Source organism: Sinorhizobium glycinis (genome assembly GCF_001651865.1).
Lineage (GTDB): Bacteria > Pseudomonadota > Alphaproteobacteria > Rhizobiales > Rhizobiaceae > Sinorhizobium > Sinorhizobium glycinis.
The window spans coordinates 16,639-39,370 of sequence record NZ_LPUX01000068.1 but is presented as its reverse complement, the minus strand read 5'-3'; the positions used below and the strand labels follow the sequence as shown (position 1 = coordinate 39,370).

22 protein-coding genes and 1 pseudogene are annotated in these 22,732 nt (G+C 61.1%); 16 read left to right on the top strand and 7 right to left on the bottom strand.

The features are described 5' to 3' along the window. The first annotated feature begins 172 nt into the window (after positions 1–172). The 6 genes from AU381_RS26625 (at position 173) to AU381_RS26600 (ending at position 5,687) form a co-directional block, all read left to right on the top strand. A complete protein-coding gene (locus tag AU381_RS26625; protein WP_082910384.1) occupies positions 173–793 on the top strand; it encodes a PAS domain-containing protein in 621 nt (206 codons plus the stop codon). Positions 794–885: 92 nt separating this feature from the next. After that, a complete protein-coding gene (locus AU381_RS26620; RefSeq protein ID WP_064244603.1) occupies positions 886–1,497 on the top strand; it encodes a PilZ domain-containing protein in 612 nt (203 codons plus the stop codon). A gap of 549 nt (positions 1,498–2,046) precedes the next feature. Further along, positions 2,047–2,655, top strand: coding sequence for a transglutaminase-like cysteine peptidase (locus AU381_RS26615; RefSeq protein ID WP_064244602.1), 609 nt, complete (start codon positions 2,047–2,049; stop codon positions 2,653–2,655). A gap of 268 nt (positions 2,656–2,923) precedes the next feature. Continuing rightward, the gene (locus tag AU381_RS26610) at positions 2,924–3,652 is read left to right on the top strand and encodes a hypothetical protein (protein WP_064244601.1); all 729 of its coding nucleotides are present in this window, start codon (positions 2,924–2,926) and stop codon (positions 3,650–3,652) included. Positions 3,653–3,832: 180 nt separating this feature from the next. After that, positions 3,833–5,350 (top strand): D-alanyl-D-alanine carboxypeptidase, encoded by a 1,518-nt coding sequence (locus AU381_RS26605; protein ID WP_064244600.1) that lies wholly within the window; start codon positions 3,833–3,835, stop codon positions 5,348–5,350. Between the two features lie 67 nt (positions 5,351–5,417). Continuing rightward, entirely contained in the window at positions 5,418–5,687 is a 270-nt protein-coding gene (locus AU381_RS26600) for a hypothetical protein (protein WP_064244599.1), read from the top strand. 35 nt (positions 5,688–5,722) lie between these two features. On the opposite strand, the gene AU381_RS26595 is transcribed toward AU381_RS26600, so the two are convergent. Both AU381_RS26595 and AU381_RS26590 read right to left on the bottom strand, forming a co-directional pair. Beyond that, on the bottom strand, positions 5,723–6,160 hold the full coding sequence (locus tag AU381_RS26595) for a DUF1489 family protein (protein ID WP_064244598.1): 438 nt from the start codon (positions 6,158–6,160) through the stop codon (positions 5,723–5,725). 76 nt (positions 6,161–6,236) lie between these two features. After that, positions 6,237–7,637 carry an L-serine ammonia-lyase gene (locus AU381_RS26590; protein ID WP_064244597.1) on the bottom strand — a complete coding sequence of 467 codons (1,401 nt, stop codon included), beginning with the start codon at positions 7,635–7,637 and terminating at the stop codon, positions 6,237–6,239. 271 nt (positions 7,638–7,908) lie between these two features. Here AU381_RS26590 and AU381_RS26585 point away from each other — a divergent pair, with 271 nt between their 5' ends. From AU381_RS26585 to AU381_RS26575, 3 genes are all read left to right on the top strand, one after another. Then, a complete protein-coding gene (locus AU381_RS26585) occupies positions 7,909–8,598 on the top strand; it encodes a DUF599 domain-containing protein (RefSeq protein WP_064244596.1) in 690 nt (229 codons plus the stop codon). A gap of 139 nt (positions 8,599–8,737) precedes the next feature. Further along, positions 8,738–9,754, top strand: coding sequence for a heparan-alpha-glucosaminide N-acetyltransferase (locus AU381_RS26580; protein WP_064244595.1), 1,017 nt, complete (start codon positions 8,738–8,740; stop codon positions 9,752–9,754). A 3-nt stretch (positions 9,755–9,757) separates the two neighbouring features. Continuing rightward, positions 9,758–10,231 carry a methyltransferase family protein gene (locus AU381_RS26575; protein WP_064244594.1) on the top strand — a complete coding sequence of 158 codons (474 nt, stop codon included), beginning with the start codon at positions 9,758–9,760 and terminating at the stop codon, positions 10,229–10,231. 62 nt (positions 10,232–10,293) lie between these two features. Here the strand turns inward: AU381_RS26575 and AU381_RS26570 are convergent, their stop codons facing one another. Both AU381_RS26570 and mgtE read right to left on the bottom strand, forming a co-directional pair. Beyond that, complete coding sequence (locus tag AU381_RS26570) at positions 10,294–10,689, bottom strand: MerR family transcriptional regulator (protein ID WP_064244593.1); 396 nt, start codon at positions 10,687–10,689, stop codon at positions 10,294–10,296. A gap of 59 nt (positions 10,690–10,748) precedes the next feature. After that, a complete protein-coding gene (gene mgtE / locus AU381_RS26565) occupies positions 10,749–12,170 on the bottom strand; it encodes a magnesium transporter (RefSeq protein ID WP_064244592.1) in 1,422 nt (473 codons plus the stop codon). 305 nt (positions 12,171–12,475) lie between these two features. Here mgtE and AU381_RS26560 point away from each other — a divergent pair, with 305 nt between their 5' ends. The 3 genes from AU381_RS26560 to AU381_RS26550 all read left to right on the top strand — a co-directional run bounded on the left by AU381_RS26560 (position 12,476) and on the right by AU381_RS26550 (position 14,227). Further along, entirely contained in the window at positions 12,476–12,967 is a 492-nt protein-coding gene (locus AU381_RS26560) for a peptide deformylase (RefSeq protein WP_064244591.1), read from the top strand. 242 nt (positions 12,968–13,209) lie between these two features. Continuing rightward, the gene (locus AU381_RS26555) at positions 13,210–13,467 is read left to right on the top strand and encodes a hypothetical protein (protein ID WP_064244590.1); all 258 of its coding nucleotides are present in this window, start codon (positions 13,210–13,212) and stop codon (positions 13,465–13,467) included. Between the two features lie 391 nt (positions 13,468–13,858). Beyond that, positions 13,859–14,227 (top strand): hypothetical protein, encoded by a 369-nt coding sequence (locus AU381_RS26550; RefSeq protein ID WP_064244589.1) that lies wholly within the window; start codon positions 13,859–13,861, stop codon positions 14,225–14,227. A gap of 80 nt (positions 14,228–14,307) precedes the next feature. On the opposite strand, the gene AU381_RS26545 is transcribed toward AU381_RS26550, so the two are convergent. The 3 genes from AU381_RS26545 to AU381_RS26535 are packed head-to-tail and all read right to left on the bottom strand — an operon-like array spanning position 14,308 to position 19,162. After that, positions 14,308–15,858 (bottom strand): SpoVR family protein, encoded by a 1,551-nt coding sequence (locus tag AU381_RS26545; RefSeq protein WP_064244588.1) that lies wholly within the window; start codon positions 15,856–15,858, stop codon positions 14,308–14,310. A 12-nt stretch (positions 15,859–15,870) separates the two neighbouring features. Further along, the gene (locus AU381_RS26540; RefSeq protein ID WP_064244587.1) at positions 15,871–17,187 is read right to left on the bottom strand and encodes a YeaH/YhbH family protein; all 1,317 of its coding nucleotides are present in this window, start codon (positions 17,185–17,187) and stop codon (positions 15,871–15,873) included. Positions 17,188–17,212: 25 nt separating this feature from the next. Beyond that, on the bottom strand, positions 17,213–19,162 hold the full coding sequence (locus AU381_RS26535) for a PrkA family serine protein kinase (RefSeq protein WP_064244586.1): 1,950 nt from the start codon (positions 19,160–19,162) through the stop codon (positions 17,213–17,215). A gap of 678 nt (positions 19,163–19,840) precedes the next feature. Here AU381_RS26535 and AU381_RS26530 point away from each other — a divergent pair. The 4 genes and pseudogenes from AU381_RS26530 (at position 19,841) to AU381_RS26520 (ending at position 22,726) form a co-directional block, all read left to right on the top strand. Then, positions 19,841–20,338, top strand: a complete 498-nt coding sequence (locus tag AU381_RS26530) for a DUF305 domain-containing protein (RefSeq protein ID WP_064244585.1) — start codon at positions 19,841–19,843, stop codon at positions 20,336–20,338. A gap of 221 nt (positions 20,339–20,559) precedes the next feature. Beyond that, a pseudogene (locus AU381_RS30965) lies at positions 20,560–20,948 on the top strand (hypothetical protein). Between the two features lie 90 nt (positions 20,949–21,038). Continuing rightward, the gene (locus AU381_RS29265) at positions 21,039–21,266 is read left to right on the top strand and encodes a hypothetical protein (protein WP_082910383.1); all 228 of its coding nucleotides are present in this window, start codon (positions 21,039–21,041) and stop codon (positions 21,264–21,266) included. Then, positions 21,263–22,726, top strand: coding sequence for a TolC family protein (locus tag AU381_RS26520; RefSeq protein WP_064244584.1), 1,464 nt, complete (start codon positions 21,263–21,265; stop codon positions 22,724–22,726). Before AU381_RS29265 ends, AU381_RS26520 begins: the two co-directional genes overlap by 4 nt. Positions 22,727–22,732: the final 6 nt, after the last annotated feature.

Genomic DNA, 22,732 nt, shown 5'->3' with positions numbered 1-22,732 from the left:
GTGATACCGACGGAATGCCAGCCAGCACCCTCGCGGGCAAGCGAAACCGATCGTTAACCTTAATTCCGGCGTGGCACGGAAATCGCTCCGTATTACCCAGAACCGAGCGAGAGAGCGTCACCTGTGCCAGTCCGGCACAGCCGCCCCGCTTAACATGGGAGTAATCGCCCACATGCGCAGCAGAACAACAATGGAGCTGTTCCAATATTGGAATGCCGTCCGCGGCGATCGCGACCTCCCCCGCCGGGATGAAATCGATCCGGCGCATATCCGTTCGCTGCTGCCGGACCTGTTCATTCTGCAAAGGCAGACAAACGGCGGCATCGGCTTTCGTCTAGCAGGCACCCGGGTGTGCGCGCTTTTCGGTCGTGAGTTGCGCGACCGGCAATTCGCCGACCTCTGGCTGGCCTCGGATGCGGACGGGATCGCCCGGACTGCCGATCAGGTGATGACGCAATTGACGCCCGTGCTCTTATACGCGAGCGGTGCCGCGGAATCCGGTGAGGAGCTCGACGTCGAGCTGCTGCTTGCGCCGCTCGCATCGCCCGACGGCACCAACGACCGGTTGCTCGGGGCGCTCTCTGCCCTCTCCCACCCGGCATGGCTGCACATGACACCGCTCATGCGTCTTGTCGCAACCGGCCTCAGCCTTCCCGATGCTTCCCGAAATTCACCACTCGACCGATCCTATGAAATTTCCACAGGGGCGAAAGTCGGCGTTGCAGGGGGTCGCGGACGCGACAATCGCAGGGTGCCGCATCTACGCATCCTCGAAGGCGGGAAAAGCGGCTGACAGGGGAATGGATCCGGACTTCTGACGAACCTTCTATTAACCGGCGAGACCTATACTTTCGCGTGCAAGCATATGTCGATCGCAGAGTGACCATGTTCTCGTTCCAGCACGCACAAAACAGCGGCCCGAGGCCACACCAGGAGAACGCCTTTCAGCGCGTTTCGGTCAATCTCTCGGGACGGCTGATGCTTGCCAATCGCGACGAATATGACTGCACCGCAGTCGACATGTCGCCGGGAGACGTCCTTTTTGCGTCGGCCGCCCGCCCGCGCGCCGGCGAGCGCATCATCGCCTATATCGATCATGTCGGCCGGCTGGAAGGCACCGTCTCGAGACTCGCCGAGGATGCATTCGTCATCCAGCTGAACGCCACCGAGCGCAAACGCGAGAAGCTCGCCGCGCAACTCACCTGGATCGCCAACAAGCACGAACTCGGCCTGCCGGAGGATCGGCGCCACGACCGGCTTGCGCCGCGCAAGACCGTCACGGAGCTCACGGTCGACACCGGCGAGAAATATGTCTGCCGCATCATCGACCTTTCTCTCTCCGGTGCGGCGCTCGACATCGACATTCGTCCGGCCGTAGGGACGGCCGTCAAACTCGGCAACGGCATGAAGGGCAGGGTCGTGCGCCACTTCCAGGAGGGCGTTGCGATTGAGTTTTCCGGGATCCAGGCGCGCGAGGCGCTGACCGAGTTCCTCTAAGTCGGAAACGTACCGACCCACGCCGCCCGCTGAAGCGACGCCGGGCTTCTGGGCCACTTTCCGACGAGCCATTGCCGCGCCTTGTCCGAGCGCCCCTTGCTGGCGACTACTGCATGTTTCCGCAGCGCTGTAGTCGCTTGCCCCTGGCCGTTGCACCCCACTCTCTTGAACCAACGCCGACGCCCCTAACCTGAGCGCGGAAATATTCTTCGGTAAATCAACGGTTACCAAAAATCAGCCACTGATTAACTTTTCCGCGAGCGATTCCCTATCCCCTGCCCGGACGGCAGCGGCGATGCATTATCTCACCCATCTCGGGCAAGGCTGTCATGCCCAGGAAATATGATATTTTTCAATCACATACTACACAGTCGTGGTCGATATCAGGCCTCGTTCGCTAAAATTTGAGACAAGTTTTATTCTTATTATCGTCAATTTCTATTCTAGTTTTATTCTTATGCTATTCTCATTTGTACTTGTTTTTACCTCGCATCTTCGCTGGCGATAAAAAGCTTTGTGCCATTGTCGAACCATAACGGGGAGACAAACATGCACAAGACAATCGCCAAGACGATCGCCGCCGCGGCGTTGATGGCAGGCCTCCTGGCAGGCCCTGCCCTAGCCCTTCCGGCAAACATGACCGTTGGCGGCTCGACGAACCCGCCGGTCGGCCACTACGAGTTCTGCAAGAGCCATTCATCCGAATGCTCGTTAACGGGTCCCGACCGCGGCCCGACCGTATTGACGCGCGAAGGATGGAAGAAGATTCTCGAGGTCAATTACGAGGTCAACCAGGCCGTCACCCCGATGACCGACATGGAAATCCATGGCGTGGAAGAAGAGTGGTCCTATCCGGACGTGATCGGGGATTGCGAGGACTATGTCCTCTTGAAGCGCCGCAAGTTGATCGAAAGCGGCTTCTCCCCCGCGGATCTTCTGATCACCGTCGTCCTGCAGCCGAACGGCGACGGCCATGCCGTGCTGACGGTGCGCACCGATCGCGGCGATTTCATCCTCGACAACATGCGCAGCAAGGTCCTGCTGTGGTCGGAGACCGAATACACCTTCCTGAAGCGCCAATCCTCGGAAAATGCCGGGCGCTGGGTGAAGCTGCAGGACGGCCGTGCCGTTGCCGTCGGCACGGTCCGCACCGAGTAAGCGCGCCGCCAGCGGCGCTGATCTCATACCCTCCGGGCTTCGGTCAGTCCCTTGTCCCCGTCCAGACCAAGCCCTCGGGCCGGTTCCGTTTGTCCCCGGAACCGGCCCTTATTTCTTGGCGCGAGACGCGGACGCTGCACTTCATCGAATATTAACCATACTCAGCGAGCGTCGGGCAGCGACCTCCGCCGGAATCGACGTCAAAGTACAGTGCGGATGAGCGTGCCACCTTCCATCTGCCACGCCATCGCAACGGACGGCGCCTTTCGTGAACAAGCCCCTGAGCCCCGACCCGGAACTTGCCCCCCTTCTTTCGCCGCGCTTCGTCTACAGGATCTCCGCGATCGTCGGCCTGCTGGCGGCGCTCGTGATGGGCATTTCCCTGTCCGGGCGGTGGCTGGGCGAAAACCTGGCGCGCGCCGGGCACACATCGAGCAACGAGAACTTCGATATTTTCATCGGACAGGACCATCTGCGCCTGCCGGCCAACGTCATTCGTTTCGAGAGCCAGCGCGCCACGGGTATCGTCGAGCGGGTCGATCTCTATCTCACATGGCCGGCACGCGAGGGCTACAGCGACGAGACGCGCCACCTGTTCAATGATGTCGATCGGCCGGAAAAGCTGATCTTCGTACAGATCGCACAAAGTACCATGTCGCGCGACATGTCGGGGAGGCTCGAGCCGATCTATCGCCACGTTCTGGAGGCCACCCCGCAAGCCGGCCCGGCCGGACTGACCAGATATGACGCCAAGCCGAGTTCCAGCTATTCCGGTGAGGTCTTTTTCACCGCTCCTCGACCTGGACGCCCACCCTATGTCGTGCGCTGCCTCCTGCCCGAGAGCCCCGCAACGTCGACAAGCGCCGATTGCCAGCGGGACTTTCGTACGGGAAGGGATCTCAGCGTTCTCTACCGTTTCTCGGCAAAGTTGCTGCCGGAATGGCAGGCAATCGATGCCTCGATGGAAAGATTTCTTCGAGGCCGGCTCGTGCCGTGATTTTGTCAAAGAGTCGTGGTGGACGCTGCCTGCTCGCCGATGAGGCCAGCGGGTGCCATACCCGAACAGACAAGCTCCCCGGAAACCAATCGTTCATCATAAACCGATTGGTAACGCTATCCCGATATTGTCTCGGGAACGGTCGCATCCGGAGACGGCGTCCCGGACGACACCCATGACATAAGAATGAAGAGCAACGCAGTGTCCCGATCCGTTTTTTTTGATCTCGCGAAACGTCCGCTCGGCGGCTTTGCAAAGCTGGTAGGACGGCTTGTCCTCGCTGGCGTCGTCGCCAGCATGGCCCTCTCGGTGCCGGCATTTGCCAATCCGAAATATGCCGGGATCGTCGTCGATGCGAAGACCGGCAAGGTGCTTTACGGCGAGGATGCGGACCAGCTGCGCTATCCGGCCTCACTGACCAAGATGATGACGCTGTATCTGACCTTCGAGGCGCTCGAAGCCGGCCGGATCAGCAAATCCACACCGGTTCCCTTCTCCAAGAAGGCGGCGGCGGAGCCGCCGTCGAAGCTCGGTGTCCGCGCCGGCAAATCGATCACCGTCGAACAGGCGATCCTTTCGCTCGTCACGCGCTCGGCCAACGACGCGTCGACGGCGCTGGGTGAACTGCTCGGAGGATCCGAACAGCGCTTCGCCCGCATGATGACGAACAAGGCGCGCGCCCTCGGCATGACGCGCACGACCTATCGCAACGCCAACGGCCTGCCGAACACCGAGCAGAAGACGACGGCGCGCGATCAGGCCCGGCTCGGTCTCGCCCTGCGGCAGCATTTCCCGCAATATTACGATTATTTCTCGACCCGCAGCTTCCGGTTCGGCAAGCAGACGATCGGCAACCACAACCGCCTCCTCGGCAATGTACGAGGCGTCGACGGCATCAAGACCGGCTATACGCGCGCTTCGGGTTTCAACCTGGTAACCTCCGCTCAACTCGACGGCCGCAGTATCGTCGCCGTCGTGCTGGGCGGGACGTCCGGCGGTGCCCGCGACGCGCAGATGCGCAAGCTGGTCGCCAAGTACATGCCGGCCGCCTCCCGTCGCGGCAGTGGCAACCTGATCGCCGAAGCACCGGCAACTCCGGTCGAAACCGTCGCGGAAACGGCCGTCGCCGAGGTCGAGGCGCAAACCGTCGCTGCAGCCGCGTCTGGCGCGTCGCAAGCTTCGGACCTGCCGAATACCGGCCCGGTACCGGATTTCCGATACAGTGGAGAAAGCGCCGGCAGCGTCGAGATGGCCTATGCGGCCGCAAAACCCGCCTCCGACAACCCGGTCCTTGCTGCCAAGGTGGCGCCGAACACGCTCGACGCCCAAAACGCCAAACTCGGCCGACAGGCAGCTGTCTCTGCCGAGGTCGATACGCAGATCACCAATTCGGTCGCGAAGGCTGAAGCATCGGCTGGCACCGAGGCAAGGCAGGAAGCGGAGATTCAGCCGCAGGGCTGGGTCATCCAGATCGGCGCAACGGCCGACAAGGCCCAGGCCATGACCCTCCTCGGCAATGCCAAGGAAAAAGGCGGCAAGGTGCTGCGCGACGCAACGCCGTTCACGGTGGCTTTCGGCGACGGTGCGGCGCAGGTCTACCGGGCGCGCTTCGGCGGGTTCGACGATCAGAACAAGGCGGTCAACGCCTGCAAAGTCTTGAAGAAGAAGGGATTCGCCTGCTGGGCCAGCCAGCAGTGACAGCCACGGCCGGATGCTGTTTTCCGGCCGTCCTCCTCGGAAATAGTACAGCGTAACGAGGTTTGTCATGGCAGTGAACGAGAATGTCCCCGGCATCACTGCGATGCCGGGAAAAAAGGAAAAGGCCTCGCGCATCGGCCTGCATCCGCTCCACGAGGCGGCCATGCGCATAGCAGATGTCGGACTCAACCGCTCCAAAGCGAAGACGCGGGATCTGGTGGCCCTGCTGCTGACGCATGGCGCCCGCGCCTGGCGTTCGACCCAACCGCGTGCGGGCATACACCTGCACGTCACGGCAGCCGGTCGCCAGCATCCCTTGAGAATTCGGATCGGCTGACAAGCGGTCAGCGCTTTGATTGTGGCGCGTGCCTGCTACAAGAGGCCTAGTTCCGCCAGCTCACGCCGCAGTTCGAGCGGCATTTCACCGCTATCGGACGAGAGCGACGCGAGATCGCGCGGCGTCTCCTTTTGCTCCAGATACCGCCAGCCTTGGAAAGCGCGGCGCGGCTGAAGTTCGGTTTCGACCACTTGCGGCCCGAGGATAAGATTGCATCGGCCGATGCCCTCGTTATCGGTGAAGGTCTCGACGCCGATCAGCGGCTGGCGTGCCTGCACGTAACCCTTGATCACCCAGTACAGCGAACCGCCGGCCAGAAGGTCTTCCGTACGTTTCGGAACCATCCGGGTCGTGTGAAAGGAATGCGGCTCCTGCCCCGCAGCGACAGCCGCCAGCGCCTTGCGTGAAACCCATTCGCGCAAGTCTTCGACGGATTCAGCGCCGACGCAGAGCTTTATAAGATGCAAAGCCATGGCATTGCTTGAACACCCGTCCCCCGGTCGCGGTCAAGCGGATTGAGCGGATTCGTCCACAAAAGCCGCCTCGGCCTCAGCACTCCACGACATTGACCGCAAGACCGCCGGTGGAGGTTTCCTTGTACTTCTCGTTCATGTCGACCCCGGTCTGCCGCATCGTCTCGATGCAGGCATCGAGCGGCACGAAATGCTTGCCGTCACCCTTGAGCGCAAGCGACGCAGCGGTGACCGCTTTCACGGCGCCGAGCGCATTGCGCTCGATGCAAGGCACCTGCACGAGGCCCGCGACCGGATCGCAGGTCATGCCGAGGTGGTGCTCCAGCGCGATCTCGGCCGCGTTCTCGACCTGTTCCGGCGTGCCGCCCATCACCGCCGCGAGACCCGCCGCCGCCATTGCGGAAGCCGAGCCGACCTCGCCTTGACAGCCGACCTCCGCACCGGAGATCGAGGCGTTGTGCTTGATGATGCCGCCGACCGCGGCGGCGGTCAGAAGGTAGTCGCGAATACCCTCCTGATCGGCGTCCTCATGGAAATGCAGGTAATAGCGGATGGTCGCCGGCACAACGCCGGCCGCGCCATTCGTCGGCGAGGTCACCACCCGGCCGCCGGCGGCATTCTCTTCATTGACGGCCATCGCATAGACGCTCAGCCAATCGTTGGCGAGCAGCGGATTGGTCTTGTTGGAACGCCATTCCTCCTGCAATTTGTCGTGGATCGCGCGCGCCCTCCGGCGGACCTTCAGCCCGCCCGGCATGATCCCGTCCTGACTGAGGCCCCGATCGATGCAGGCGTTCATCGCCGACCAGATGCGATCGAGACCGGCGTCGAGCTCTTCCCTCGACATCGAACATTCCTCATTCGCCCGTTTCATTTGGGCGATCGTCAGTCCGGACCGTGCCGCCATGTCGAGCATCTGTTGGGCGGTGGAGAAGGGATAAGGAACCTTGACGCCGGCAGGCTTGTTCTTGGTCGCCCGCATTGCTTCGAGCTCCGTGTCGGTAACGACGAAACCGCCGCCGATCGAATAGTAGACCCGCTTCAGCAGCAGCCGGCCATCGCGGTCGAAGGCGGAAAAGGACATGCCGTTGGCGTGGCCCGGCAGCGGGACTTTCTTGTCGAAGACGAGGTCGGTCCTCGGCTGGAAAGCATAGGCGGGATGTCCGGGTGGGGTGATGCGGCCCGTCCGCTCCACCTCGTCGATGACGGCATCCATCCGGTCCGGATCGACCAGATCAGGCCGTTCGCCCATCAGCCCCAGGATCACCGCCCTGCCCGTCCCGTGGCCGATGCCCGTATGGGCCAAAGAACCGTGCAGGCTGACCTTGATGGCCTCGACGGCGGCGTGCGACGGCCGCGGCCATTCGTCCGACAGGATCAGATCGAGGAACCGGTTCGCCGCCGACATCGGGCCCATGGTGTGCGAGCTCGAAGGACCGATACCGATCTTGAAAACGTCAAAGACGGAAAGAAACATGGATTTTGCCTGCCCCAGCTGACAAGGCTCCCGCGCCTGCGCGGACCAAAGCCCCGTCGAAGATGTACAAACCGACCGCGAATCCTTTCGGAGGCGGGTCCGTTCATCCTTTTATAGGGTGAAAACCTATGCGATCCTATGCCGATCGATCAGGCGACCGACCGACATCCGATCTTGTTCGTGCGACATCGTGAACCCGAGTGCCTCGCCGCAACCAGTCGGTCGGGCGTGGCGACCTTGCATTTTCGAACGGCCGTGCCAAAAGACGTGCATGACAATCGAAGATTACATCGCGCTCTGCATCTTCATCCTGCTGTGGGGAAGCTTCAATTGGGCGACTGACGGAAGGCGCAATTTCAAGCGCGTCAGCCTGACGCGCCTGATGAACGAGAACAGGGCGAGGTGGATTCGCAATTCCCTCAACCGCGACCTGAAGATGATCGACACGCAGATCATCGCCGGCCTGCAGGCCGGCACCGCCTTTTTCGCGTCGACGACAATATTCGCGCTTGGCGGCTGCTTTGCGCTGCTCGGGGCGACCGAACAGGTGCAGATGATCTTCAACGACCTGCCGCAGATTTTTCGCGGCGGACGGGCCGGATTCGAGCTGAAGGTCGGCGGGCTTACCTGCCTTTTCGGTTACTCCTTCTTCAAGTTCGGCTGGTCCTATCGACTGTTCAACTACTGTTCCATCCTGATGGGCGGTATTCCGATGACGGCCGACATGACGCGCGACCGCCAGACCGCCGAACGGGCCGCCGAGAGAGCCATCAGAATGAACATCCTCGCCGCCAAGCATTTCAATGCCGGGCTGAGGGCGATCTTCCTGTCGATCGGCTATCTCGGCTGGTTCATCAGCCCTTATGTCTTCATCGTGCTGACCAGTTTCGTGATTTTCGTGCTGACGCGCAGACAGTTCTTCTCCGAAGCACGCGATGCACTGATCGCAGACGTGCAATAAATCATGTAACTCTCGTAGGCTGTTGATCACCAGCACAGAGGCGTTTGGTGCCGCGCATCAGCCTTCTTTTCAACATAATCGCGGCGCGACTGCGAAATGCCGCGCGCACTCCCTTTCTACCCGACGGAACGGCAAGACCATGCCCGACACTTCTGCGACGACGATCGACGAAACGCCGGCTCAGCGGCCGAGTGTGGCGAGGTCCGGCCGAATTGATCTCCTCGACGCGCTGCGCGGTCTCGCCCTGGTCGCCATGGCGATCTATCACTTCACCTGGGATCTCGAGTTCTTCGGCTACGTTGCGGCTGGCACGGCTGGCACCGGCGGCTGGAGGCTCTTCGCGAGGCTGATCGCCAGCAGTTTCCTGTTTCTCGCCGGCTACAGCCTGGTGCTCGGCCACAGCCCGAAATTCCGCGCGCGCCCATTCCTCCTGCGTTTCGCCAGGATCGCCGGTGCGGCGGCGCTCATCAGCATCGCCACCTGGTTCGCCTTTCCCCAATCCTTCATCTTTTTCGGCATTCTCCATGCGATCGCGGCGGCAAGCCTCGTCGGCGTCCTCTTCCTGCGGCTCCCGGCGCCCGTTTCCTTCCTGGCCGCCGCCGCAGCGTTTGCCGCGCCTCTCTATCTGCGCTCGGCCTTTTTCGACACGCCGGCACTCTGGTGGGTCGGTCTCTCCGAAAATATCCCACGTTCCAACGATTACGTACCGATGCTGCCGTGGCTGGCGCCGTTTCTCCTCGGCCTCGGCACGGCAAAGCTGCTTCACCCGATGCTCGCAGCCCGGTGGCGATCCGCGCAACGCGATGAAGGGTTTCGCAAGCTGTGGATCAGGCCGCTCGCCTTCGGCGGGCGTCACAGTCTGGCCATATACCTCTTACACCAGCCGCTGCTCATCGGGTTCGTCTATGCCTTTTCCCTCGTCGTTCCCGCTCCCGTGCCGGATCCGGCGCAGGCCTATCGCCTGAACTGCGAACAAGCCTGCAGCAGCCAAGAAGCGGCTATCTCGTGCAGCGCCTTTTGCGGCTGCACGCTCGACCGGCTGAAAGAACAGAACCTGTTCGAGGATTTAAACCAGGGGAAGATTGACTTGAGGACGGATGAACGCATTGCGCGAATCGCCACTCAATGCACAATGGAAGCACAGTCGGGGGACTAGGACATGAACGCCTATCGTGCCAAGCCGCTGAATTTTCCATGGCCTCCGCTCCTTTATGGCGCGGCGGCCCTGGCGGCCTTGGCGCTGGACCGCGTTTTTCCCATCCCCGTCGCCCACGGGCACGGTTGGGTACCGTGGCTTGCAGGCTGCTCCTTGGTCCTTCTGGCGGTCTCACTCGGTCTCTGGGCCGTCAAGACACTGCTCGACCGCCACACGACGGTGCTTCCCCACCGTTGCGCAACCTGCCTCGTCACCGCCGGTCCGTTCCGCTTCACCCGCAACCCGATCTATCTCGGCTATACCGTCGCGATGGTCGGCTTGGGCCTGATCACCCTCAATCCCTGGTTTTTCGTCATGGGGATCGTTGCCGTCGCCCTGACGACGCTGATTGCCGTCCGCAACGAGGAGCGACACCTGCTCTCGCGCTTCGGCTTCGAATTCGAACGTTACTGCCGCCACACGACGCGTTGGATCTGAACGGCGGCAACTAAAAAAGGCGGCGCGCGGCCACCTTTTCGACGTGCGGCAGATTATTGCGGTTACGTCCCGACGCCGATCTCGGCCAGGCGTGTCAGGCATGCTTCCTCGACATTGTCGAGCTCGGCAAGCGTATCCTCGATATCCTTGCGCTTCTGCCGCAAGTCCTCGCGCTTCTCCTCGACGCGTTTCATCAGGAGCTGCAATTGGCCCATCTCGCCCGGTGGATCCTTGTAGACCTGAATGATCTCGCGGATTTCCGCGATCGTGAAACCGATTCGCCGGCCGCGCAGGATCTCCTTGATCAGATGCCGATCGGCCGGTCGAAACAGGCGCGTGCGTCCGCGGCGCTCCGGATGGATGAGACCTTCATCCTCGTAGAAGCGCAGCGTTCGGGTCGAGATACCGAATTCCCGCGTCAATTCCGTGATGCTATAATACTTGTTCACGCCCGCCATTCCATCCAATCACAGGCTCAATATCTTTGACTTTGACGTAAAAGTCAAACACGCTCCCTTCATGTGACATGAAACCACCAAGTGGCGATGCCGAGGAAGCTGAAGAAGCCGGTGATATCCGTGACCGCCGTCACGAAGACCGCGGAGGAGACTGCCGGGTCGGCGCCGGACTTGTCCAGCAGAAGCGGGATGAGGATACCGGCCAACGCGGCAGCCATCATGTTGATCAACATGGCCGTTGCGATGATGCCGCCGATATGGACGTCTTGAAACCAGAGGCCCGCCACAAGGCCGATGAAGCTGCCGAAGATCATGCCGTTCAAGAGACCCACGCCCGCCTCGCGGCGGATAATGCGCGGTGCATTGTGGATATCGAGGCCGCGCGTCGCGAGCGCTCGCACCGTTACCGTCATCGTCTGCGAGCCGGCATTGCCGCCCATGCCGGCGACGATCGGCATGAGGATCGCCAGCGCGACGATCTGCTGGATCGTCGCATCGAAGAGGCCAATGACCGAAGCGGATATGCAGGCCGTCATGGAGTTGACGAACAGCCAGGGAACGCGTGAGCGGGACGCCTCGGCGACCGAGTCCGACAGTTCCTCGTCGCCGACACCGCTCAGGCGCAGCAGATCCTCCTCGGCCTCCTCCTGTATGACGTCGACGACGTCGTCGATCGTCAGAACCCCGACCAGCCGGCCGTTGTCGTCTACAACGGCCGCCGACAGGAGGTCGTACTGCTCGAAAAGCTGGGCCGCCTCCTCCTGGTCCATCTCCGCCGGGATCGCGTGACTGGTGTCACGCATGATCGCATCGATCTTCACCGAGCGCTTGGTGCGCAGCACCCGATCCAGGTCGACCGTGCCGAGCAGTTTGAAGGTAGGGTCGATCACAAAGATCTGCGTGAAGCTGTCGGGAAGATCCTCGTCCTCGCGCATGTAGTCGATCGTTTGACCAACCGTCCAGAACGGCGGCACCGCCACGAACTCGGTCTGCATGCGCCGGCCGGCGGTGCTTTCCGGGTAATCGAGCGAACGGCGCAGCCGAACGCGCTCGGTGAAGGGCAGCTTGGCGAGGATCTCCTCCTGATCCTCCTGATCGAGATCCTCGAGAATATAGACCGCATCGTCGGAATCCATCTCGCCGATCGCCTCGGCGATCTGCTCGTTCGGCAGGTGCTCGACGATATCGAGGCGGATCGCCTCGTCGACCTCGGTCAGCGCCGCGAGGTCGAACTCCTTTCCGAGCAGCGAGACAAGCGCCAGACGCTGCTCGGGCTGGATCGCCTCGAGCAGGTCGCCCAGTTCGGACGCGTGAAGGCCGGCGACGTGCTTGCGGAGATAAATCGTGTCGCGATCCGCGATCGCGGCACCGACATGCATCAGGAAATCCGAACGTACCGAGCCGTCATCGGCATAGATGTCCGAACCTTCAAAGGCAGCGATTTCTTCGGAACCGCGATCGTCGTCGCCTGTACCGCTCATGGACGCGCCCTCCAAAAAATTGCCGCCTGAACCCGCGCAAAAACAGCCCATAGCCCTGCTAGCGCAAAGCTCGGTCGAGGTCCACACGTCGACGCCGGCCCGCGGACCTTTTCTCCAAGCTGTTGCAAATGCACATGAAAAAAGTGAAAGGAGTAAGGCCTGCCGGCCCCGCCCGAAAGCGACAAGACGGGCACTTACGCTACTGCGCGTTTGCTTAAATCGCAGCCGATTTGAGGAGCAGCGTTGCAAACGCTATAGCGAGCTTGCGTCTGAAAAGATGCACGGCGCAGCAAGAGAGTATCCGCATGGCTATCCGACCAATCATCCGGTTCCCAAACCCGACGCTCGGCATGAGCGCCAAAACGGTCAGTCGATTCGACGAGGACCTTCGTAGCCTCGTCGACGATCTCACGGAGACGATGCGTGCGGCTCCCGGCATTGGCATCACCGCGCCGCATATCGGCGTCCTGCAACGGGTGACGGTGATCGAGTTGGACCGGCAGGCAGGCCCGCAGTGCTTTGTCAATCCGCAGATCGTCTGGCAGTCGGAAGCAACGGCGCGCCACAGCGAGGGCAGCATCTCGATGCCCGGCATTTCCGAAGAGGTGGAGCGGCCGGACAGCGTTCGTGTCCGTTACCAGACGGTTTCCGGCGAGACGCTCGAGGAAGAGGCAAGTGGATTGATGGCCGTCTGCCTTCAGCACGAGATCGACCAGCTCGACGGCATCTTCTGGATCCGTCGACTGTCGAGGCTGAAGCGTGAACGGGCGGTGAAGCGGTTCGAAAAGCTGGCCTGACACCTTACTGGCGCGCCAAGGTTACGCTGCGGCTTCCGGTTCACTACAGCGCCGCGCGCCCTTTCAGACGCGCAAAGCAAGCTGTAGCTCTTTGAAATACTGCATGTTTTTATCCTGAAATCGGTTCCGATTCTAGGAAACATGCAGTAGGGTCGCGGCACTCCCGGAGAGCCCGTAGCGACCGGCGAATCGGACATTAGAGCCGAACACGGCGATCCCGGAATGAAACCGAAGGACATGCGATGAAGCAATTGCGTCTCACCCTCCTCTGCGTCATAGCGCTCGCGGGATGCACCGCCACACCCGATATCGAGCCGCTTCCCGGAAGCCTCACCTATGGAGAAACGGCCTCGTCCCGCAAAACGCAGGCCGCGCCGGGCACGAAGATCCAGAACCGGTTCCTGCACCAGGGCAGAACTGTCTACGAGACCTACGAGGTTCAGCCCGATCACACCTACAAGCTCATTCGCCGCAGCATGGTCGATTCCTTGGGCGACTAAGGCGCGCCGCATTCCACTGTACACGACGGCAGCCTCGTGGGCTTCTCGGGCGGTACGGCTGGGCCCTTCCTCCGTCCTCATCCCTGTGCTCGACACAGGAATCCAGCCAGCCCAAGTCCTTGGGCTGAAAAGTCTCTTTCGCGCCGCGAACGCGGCGCTGCAGGATCCCTGTGACAAGCACAGGGATGAGGGCAAAAAGCATCCGCCAAGCCCAATTACGCTACTGTCGCCTACTGTGGCCGCATTCACGCGGCGCGCTTTAGCTCTTTGTTTTCGTGCATGTCGTTATCCCAAAACCGCTGCACGCTTTTTGGACGACAGGCATCAGCACTCCCCGGAACATTGCGATGCCGGGCCCGTTCTCCAAGGAGAAACCTAAGGAGACGATGCCATGGCCAAATACCTCGATGAACGCGGCGATCCGGAAACCGCGACGCATGACGCCGAAAGAGAGAGTTTTTCGGCTGTGGAGGCGAAGCAGGGCCGCAGCGGCACGGCGATACTGGCCGTACTCCTCGGCGGGCTCCTTTTTGCCTTCGTCGTTTGGGGCGCGGTCGAAATTTGGGGGGAAAGCGTAGACAGCGATCAAACGACGCAAACGGAGCAGATGCAGCCCGCCCCGTCGACTGAACAAACGGGCAGCATCAATCAAGATCAGTCCACGCCGGCTATACCCGCGCCGACCGACCGGGATCCGACCGCGCAAAGCGGAACCGGCGGAGAAATGCAGCAAGTTTCGCCCGACGGTACGGAGAAGTGACCGCCCCCTCGGTCGCAATGATTTCACCCCGAAGTCATCGCGATTCCTTTGCACTGGCCCGCGCCTTGCGTGCGGGCTGACTATTCCTCTATATCCGCCGTCGAGCACTCATAGAGTGTTTCGCCCGTTTCGGCTTCAACTCCGGCGAGGCTGACTTCATAGCCCCACAGATGGCGAACGTGCCGAAGCGTGGCGTCGCGGCTGGCCTCCTCGAGTAGAATGCCATTCTTGACATTGTGCTGCAGCCGCAGATGGCGATCGCCCAACAGGTCGACATCCATGACCTGTATGTCGGGCTGGTTCGCGCCGATGTCGTAGCTGCGTGCAAGCGCCGCGCGGATGGCCTCATAGCCGCGCTCGTTGTGGATCGAGGCGACCTCGCAATATTTCTCGTCCGCCTCATCCGACAACAGGAACAGCCTGAATTTGCGGATCAGCGATGGGCTCAAATACTGCAGGATGAAGGACTCGTCGCGGTGGTTCGCCCAGGCGTCGAGCAACGTCTCGCGCCAGTTGCCGCTGCCGGCGATCTCGGGGAACCAGTCGCGGTCTTCGGCCGTCGGATCGACGCAGATCCGCTCGATGTCCTGCATCATGGCAAAGCCGAGCGCATAAGGGTTGATCCCCGGAAAGCGCGGATCGTCGAAAGACGGCTGGAAGACGACGTTGGTATGGCTCTGGAGAACCTCCAGCATCGCGCCTTCGGTTATTCTCCCCTGATCAAAGAGATTGTTCATGATGGAGTAGTGAACGAAAGTCGCGCATCCCTCGTTCATCACCTTGGTCTGCCGCTGTGGATAGAAGTATTGAGCGATGACACGGACGATCCTCAGGATTTCCCGTTGCCAGGGCTCGAGGATCAAGCTGGTCTTCTCCAGGAAATAGAGAAGATTCTCCTCCGGCAGGTTGAGGGCCTTCTTGCGCTCCGACACATCGCGTTCGACGGCGTCCGGGTCGCTGCTCTCGCTCGTCGTCGGAAGCGTCCGCCAAAGGTCGCTAAAGGTCTGCTCCTCGTATTCCAGTCTTTCGCGCGTCCGCTCCCGCTCCTTTTCCGACGACAGCCTCGGAGGCCGCCGGTAGCGGAAGACGCCCTGATCCATGAGGGCGTGGGCGGAATCGAGAACGGCTTCCACGGCCGTGGTCCCGTAACGCTCCTCGCATTTGATGATGTATTTCTTGGCAAACTCCATGTAGCTCAGGATGGCGCTGGCATCGGTCCATTGCCGGAACAAATAATTGTTCTTGAAGAAATGATTGTGTCCAAAAGCCGCGTGCGCCGTCACCAGGGCCTGCATGGCCATGGTGTTTTCCTCCATCAGATAGGTGATGCAGGGATTGGAGTTGATGACCAGCTCGTAGGCGAGACCCCGCCGGCCTCTGCGATAAAGATGGTCCTCGAAAACGAAGCGCTTGCCGAAGGACCAGTGCTGGTACATCAGCGGCATGCCGACCGAGGAATAAGCGTCGAGCATCTGCTCGGAGGAGATGATCTCGAGCTGGTTGGGATAGACGTCGAGCCCGAGATCCTCGAGCGCGACGGTCTCGATCGCATCATAGGCACGCGCGAGCGTCTCGAAATTCCAGTCGGAGCCCTCAAACAGGAGGTTTGAAGCCGCACCTTTTCTTTGCATCCGGGTCGCCTCTCACTTACGCACTTGCACTGCCGGCTGTTTGCCGAAGAGTTTCCGGAAGACGGGATAGATGTCGGCCGGTTTGGCGATCCGGGTCATCTGGAAATTCGGCCACTCGCCATCCACGGTCCGATAGGCACGCCAGAGCGAGGTTCCATTGTCGGTCGTGCCGAAAATCTCCGTCTCGCGCTCGTCGATGATCTCGACATAGGCGTAATATTGGCAGAGCCGCATCAGTTCATCGTGCAGCAGCGACGCGCAACGCTCCGAGTCGCCGGAGATGTTCTCGCCATCCGAAGCCTGGGCGGCATATATATTCCATTCGCGCGCCGGGTAACGCTCGCGAATGACGCGGAGCATCTCTTCGAGCGCCGTCGAGACGATCGTCCCGCCGCTCTGCTTGCTGTAGAAGAAGGTGTTCTCGTCCACCTCGCCTGCCTCGTCCGTATGGCGAATGAAGACGATGTCGATCCTGTCGTAGCGCCGCTTCAGAAAGAGGTGCAGCAGCACGAAGAAGCGCTTCGCAAGGTCCTTCTCGCGTTCGCCCATGGAAGCGGAAACATCCATCAGGCAGAACATCACGGCGCTGGCATTCGGCAGCGGCTGCGGTTCGAAGCGATTGAAGCGGATGTCGACCGGATCGACATAGGGGATGCGCCGGCGCCGCCGCTCCAGCTTTTCCAGCGTCTGGCGCAGTTCCTCGAGGCGCTGCTGGTGCTTCGCGCCGGCCTTCGGCCCCGCCTCCAGCCTGGCGATCTCCTCGGCGATGGCTTCCAGTTCCTTTCGCGCCGGCCGATGCAGGGCGATCCGGCGGCCGTAGCTGTTGCGCATCGTGCGGCCGACATTGATGTTCGTGGGGGAGCCGGTCGCGGCAAAGCCGGCGCGGCGCCGCTTGAAGGCGACGGATTCCTTGAGGTTGAGCTTGACCATATCGGGAAGCTCGAGGTCCTCGAAGAAGAGATCGAGCACCTCCTCGCGCGAGAGGACGAACTGGAACTCGTCCTCGCTCTGTCCGGTTCCGGCACCCGCGCCCGTGGCACCCGCGCCGGAACCCCTTTTGGGGAGACGATCCCCCGCCGCGAACTCGCGATTGCCGGGCAGGACGTACTGCCTTTCTCCGGTGTCGCCGGCCGGTTGGAAGGTGGGTTCGCCGACGCCGCGGGCGGGCATCGATACGTTGTGTTCGGCGTCGACGTCGGCGATCTTTCCCGACTTGACCTGTTCCTTGATGGCCCGCTTCAGTTCCTCGCGCGCGCGCTTCAGGAAGCGCTGCCTGTTACCGAGACTCTTGTCCTTCGGGTTGAGGCGGCGGTCGATAAAGTTCGGCATGTGCTGCCCCTCGCAAACCGCACCCTTAACCTGCCTTGTTCACGCGCATGTACCAGTCGACCAATCGGCGCACCTGCCGTTCGGTGTAGCCGCGCTCCTTCATGCGCTGGACGAATTCGGCATGTTGCTTCTCGGTCGCGCTGTCCTTCTTGGAACCGAAGCTGATCACCGGCAGGAGGTCCTCGACCTGACCGAACATGCGCTTTTCGATGACTTCCCTGAGCTTTTCGTAGCTCGTCCAGGACGGGTTGCGGCCGTGGTTCTTGGCGCGGGCCCTCAGCGTGAACTTGACGACTTCGTTGCGGAAGTCCTTCGGGTTGGCAATACCCGCCGGCTTCTCGATCTGCGACAGCTCGCTGTCGAGGATCTTGCGGTTGAGGATCTGACCCGTGTCGGGATCCTTGAAGTCCTGGTCCTCGAGCCAGGCATCGGCATAGGCGATGTAGCGGTCGAAGAGGTTCTGGCCGTATTCGCTGTAGGATTCCAGATAGGCTTTCTGGATCTCGTGGCCGATGAATTCGGCATAGCGGCTGGCGAGTTCCGACTTGATGAAGTCGAGATAGGCCGCTTCCGTTTCCTTCGCAAACTGCTCGCGCTTGATGGCCTGTTCCATGATGTACATCAGGTGAACGGGATCGGCTGCGACCTCCTTCGTATCGTAGTTGAAGGTCTCCGACAGGACCTTGAAGGCAAAGCGCGTGCTGACACCCGTCATACCTTCATCGACGCCGGCGGCGTCCCGATATTCCTGAACCGAGCGCGCCTTCGGATCGACATCCTTGAGGTTTTCGCCGTCATAGACGCGCATCTTCGTGTAGAGTGACGAGTTTTCGTGCGGGACGAGCCGGGTGGAGACCGTAAAGCGGCTCAGGATCTCCAGCACCTCCGGCGCGCAAGGATTGTTGAAGAGCTCGCTCTCGCGGAGAAGCTTCTCGTAGATCATCTTCTCTTCGGTGACGCGCAGGCAATAGGGAACCTTGACCACGAGGATGCGGTCGAGGAACGCCTCGTTGTTGCGATTGTTCTTGAACTGGAGCCATTCCGATTCGTTCGAGTGCGCCAGGATCGTGCCCTGGTACGGGAAGGCACCGAAGTTTTCCGTACCGTTGTAGCTGCCCTCCTGGGTCGCCGTCAGGAGCGGGTGCAGGACCTTGATCGGCGCCTTGAACATCTCCACGAATTCGAGCAGCCCCTGCGACGTACGGTTCAGGCCGCCGCTATAGGAATAGGCGTCCGGGTCCGCCTGGCTGTAGTTCTCGAGCTGGCGAATGTCGACCTTGCCGACGAGCGAGGAGACGTCCTGGTTGTTTTCGTCTCCAGGTTCCGTCTTGGCGATGGCGACCTGACGCAGGCGCGACGGCGTCAGCTTGACGACGCTGAACTTCGATATGTCACCGCCCACCTCATCGAGCCGCTTGGCCGCCCAGGGCGAAATCAGGCCGGTAAGCCTTCGCCTTGCGATTCCGTATTTGTCCTCCAGCAGATCGGCCATGCGCTCGGGGTGAAACAGGCCCAATGGAGATTCGAAGACCGGGCTGATCTTGCCGTCGACCATCAGCGTATAGATCGGCCGCTGCTCCATGAGCTTCTTCAACCGCTCCGCAAGCGACGACTTGCCGCCGCCGACCGGACCCAGGAGGTAGAGAATCTGCTTGCGCTCTTCGAGACCCTGAGCAGCGTAGCGGAAGTAACCGACGATCCGCTCGATCGTGTCTTCCATGCCGAAGAAATCGGAGAAGGCCGGATAGATCTTGATGGTTCGGTTGGCGAAGATTCGGCCGAGACGCTCGTCAGCGCTGGTGTCGACGAGGACCGGTTCTCCAATGGCATCCACCATCCGCTCCTGTGCGGTGGCGTACATACTCTTGTCGTCGCGACATGCGAGGAGATATTCCTGAAGACTTATCTCTTCTTGCGCTGCACTCGTATAGATCTCCGAAAAGAGGTCGAAGACGTCAGATTCACTCCTTTGCATCGTGCTCTCCCGCGGCAAGCCGCTTGGTTGAACCGGGATAGCTGCCAGACGGCTATTGCTTCAAGTGAACGGTTTGCTGACTTCAAAGTTCCTTCTTAACCGGCACTGTAAACGGATGCCGAAGCAGCAGCTCACGACGACATCCGCACATCAGTTCGGGACCGATCGATCGGCGCCCAATCCAAGGATTGAGAACGCCATTCCGCAAGACTCGTCGCTCTGTCACCCCGTCATGCCGGCGCTTCTCGCGAATCCGTCATGACAATAGGAGCATAACCAAAACCCGGCGTTTCGCCGACTTTTTTTTTAGGATTCCACGAATTTAGCGGTAAACAATGTTGTGTAGGAACGGTGACATCGTGAGTAGCCTAGCCGGGCGCTTGCTAACGAATTCGGGAGGAAACCGACGCCCGTATGCACGAGAGCGAGCTGCGGTCGCTGACGGCCGAGGTCATCGGGCAGTCCATGCGCGGACGCCTGAAGGCATAAAAAACCCCGTCCAACCATCTGGTTACGGGCGCTTGTTTATCTTTTGATGGTGCGGTCGAGACGCACAAAAGGTGCGCCCTACGCGCACCAGAAAACCGGGGTTGCAAGAGCGCAATCAAGGACCGCTTTTGATGGAACGAACAACCGACCGGCTGGTTCCTAAGGCATCCGGTTGAGCGGAGGATCGTCATGAAAGAGCACGACAGCCATTCGATGCCGCACGATGACACGACACAGCAGCATTACCTGATGTTCGCCGTCAACGTGGTGCTCAGCCTTGTCGTCATGTACCTGGTGATGTTCTCGATGATCGACGGCTGGGCCGATTTCCGCAACAATCTCAACACGCTCTACATGGCACTGGCGATGGTCGCTCCGATGGGCGTCATCATGCTGGCCACAATGGGAGGGATGTACAGGAACAAGGGCCTGAACTTGGCCCTTTATTTCGTCCTGGCTGCCCTCTTCGTCGTGGCACTTGCGGGAACCCGCATGCAGGCCAGGATCGACGACGATCAGTTCATCGCCTCGATGATCCCGCACCACTCGGGAGCAATTCTGATGTGTCGCGAAGCAAATCTCATGGACGAGGAACTGGTCAATCTCTGCAAAAAGATTTCTGAGGGGCAACGCAAGGAGATCGAGCAGATGGATTCGATTAAAGCAAGGTTGGATAGCTCCGGCTGACGGCAGTGCAGGACACGATTGGGCCTAAACGTCTTCGCCACTCCTGACAAGCTTTCGAGATTTTCTCGCTTGACCTTACCATCGTTGGAACCATTACACCCATATTCAGTATCGAATCGACGGCGCGGCCGGTTCGCTGCGGTGCCACATAATAGACGCGAATCTCGTATCTATACGAACTGACAATTGACAACTTCGGGACCGATGTTAGTCCTCGGGGCATGGGTATGTTTCGAATCACATTGCAGAAAATGCTGATTCTCATGCGCTTGGTGATCGTCGTGTCACTGGCGGGATACTCGTTGCCGACCGCTTCCGCCGCCATGCATGGCGTGAAATTTCCCAGTCTGACCAACATGATGCCGTTGATGGCGACCATCACGAGGTCGTCGGTAGCGGTCATGCCCATGGCGATCACGACCAGTTCTCCCCTGAAGACACGCAAAAGCTGGTGAAGACGGAGTGCTGCAAGGGCTTCTGCGCCAGCATGGCCATCGTCACCGACGCTGAGACGGTTGGTGGGCCGCGTGTCGCGTCCATCCGCGAATTCGTCGACGATGCCCATGCAAACGGCGAACTTCCACCGCTGCATCGCCCACCGAATATCTGAATAGGACTCACCCGCTTGCGGGTCGAATCCGTGCGTCTGTGAGCGTGATTCGCTCGCCAGCGCCGCTGCAATTCCTATTCGGATATAACCATGAGACCTTTGTTTTACGTGGTCGCATTGCCGCTGTTTGCCAGCGGATGCACCACCACCTTGCCTCCCGATGTCATTGCTTCGGGCGACCTCGCCGCCTCTGAGGTCAAAGTCCGCCCGCTTAGGTATACGAGCCCGGTCTCGGGCTACACCCATCGTGTTCCGGTCGATCCCAAGCCGTGGCGAAACCAGAATGACGCGCAGGCTCCGGAAGGAGACGCGTCATGATGAACGCCAGGATCAGACTTGCCGCGACGCTTGCTCTGCCGCTGTTGCTCGGCGGCTGCGTCTCGGCCACCGAATATGCGGCGAAGAACGCCGGGTTCTCCTCCGTAGAGGCGAAGACCGCCGAGGCCACGGGCAAGACAACCGTCTGGGTTCAGAACCAGCAGCAGGCCCGCGTCGTCTCAGACCGGGTGAAAACGCTGATGGCGAAGAAGACGCTCGATGTCGAGACGGCGGTGCAGGTCGCGCTTCTCAACAACAAGGGGCTGGAGGCAGCCTATGCCGACCTCGGGGATTCGTCCGCCGACGCCTGGCAGGCGAGCATGCTGGTCAATCCGACCGTCGCCATCGGCTTCAACGGCATCGGAGCGCCGGGGATCGAGGCCTTCAGGTCCATCGAGGGCGTAATCGCCGCCAACATCCTGGCGCTCGCCACGCGCGAGCGGAACGTCGCCATCGCCAACGCCCGGTTCCGGCAGGCGCAATTGAGCGCGGCACTGCGGACGCTGCAACTCGCCGCCGACACGCGTCGTGCCTGGATCAATGCCGTCGCCGCCTGGGAAACGGTCGGCCAGCTCAACCAGGCGCAGGCAGCGGCCGATGCCGCCTCCGAACTTGCTGAGAAGCTCGGCGAATCCGGAGCGATGACGAAAGGCTCTCAGGCCCGCGAGCACGTCTTCTACGCCGAGTTGGCCGGGCAGTCCGCAAAGGCGCGACTAGAGGCCCGGCTCGCCAAGGAGGAACTGACGCGGCTGATGGGACTCTGGGGCTCGGACATCGACTACCAGGTTCCGAACCGACTGCCCTCGCTGCCAAAGGGCCTGATGAAGCGCGACCTGATCGAGGCGGAAGCGCTGCAGCGCCGCATCGACCTGCAGATGGCGAAGCTCGATCTCGATGCGACCGCCAAGTCCTACAAGCTGACCGAAGCGACCCGCTACGTCACCGACCTGGAACTGCTGACCGGTTTCGAGACCGAACGGGAGAAGGAGGACGGCGACGTCGAGACCGAGACGACCGGGATTGCGGAACTGGAGTTCGTCATCCCGATCTTCGACAGCGGCAAGGCGCGCATGCGCAAGGCGGAACTCGCCTACATGCGCTCGGCGAACCTGCTGGCGGAGAAGGCCGTCAACGTCCGCTCCGAGGCCCGCTCCGCCTATCAGGCCTACCGCGCCAACTACGACATCGCCCGGCACTACCGCAACAACGTCGTGCCGCTGCGCACCAAGATCGAGGAGGAGTCCCTCCTCACCTACAACGCGATGATCACCAACACCTTCGAACTGCTCGCCGACAGCCGCGACAAGGTCAATTCGATCCTGCTCGCGGTCAACGCGAAGCGCGACTTCTGGCTGGCCGAGGCGAACCTCGCTCCTGCGATCTATGGGGGCGGCGCGGGCGCGGCCTCCGGCGAGACGGAAGTCGCGGCGGCCACTGAGAGCGGCGGCGTTGGTCATTGAGAAAGG